This is a genomic window from Vibrio sp. 1288 (assembly GCF_033344475.1).
Genome location: NZ_JAWPOX010001062.1, coordinates 1 through 531, shown reverse-complemented (window position 1 = coordinate 531; position 531 = coordinate 1). Strand labels below are relative to the sequence as shown.

General features: G+C 46.1%; 1 protein-coding gene. It reads left to right on the top strand.

The annotated features are described in order from the left end of the window. Positions 1 to 531, top strand: a 531-nt coding sequence (locus R8O11_RS30910; protein ID WP_318195350.1) for a LysR substrate-binding domain-containing protein, incomplete at both ends; no start/stop codon positions are given.

The following is a 531-nucleotide window of genomic DNA, read 5'->3' as shown; positions in this document are numbered from 1 at the left end:
ACGTTTCTGCGACGGCGGAGAGTTTATACACCTCTCAGCCTGGTATTAGTAAGCAGGTTCGTTTACTAGAGGATGAGCTGGGAATCCAGATCTTCGAACGAAGTGGTAAACATTTAACGCAAGTGACACCAGCAGGTGAAGAGATCGTACGTATTTCCCAAGAAATCCTTGCTCGGGTTGAGAGCATCAAAGCGGTGGCGGGCGAGCATACTCACCCTGAAATGGGCACGTTAAATATTTCAACAACCCATACTCAAGCGCGCTATGCATTGCCTGATGTCATCAAAGGTTTTACGGCACGTTACCCGAAAGTGTCTTTGCACATGCATCAAGGTACGCCTTCTCAAATGTCTGAAGCGATTGCAAAAGGTACAGCCAACTTTGCGATTGCAACAGAAGCTCTCCATCTTTACCAAGATGCTATCATGTTGCCTTGTTACCACTGGAATCGCTCTATTGTGGTGCCAAAAGATCATCCGTTGGCGAAGAAAGACTTAGTTACTATTCACGATTTAGCTGCTTATCCTTTGG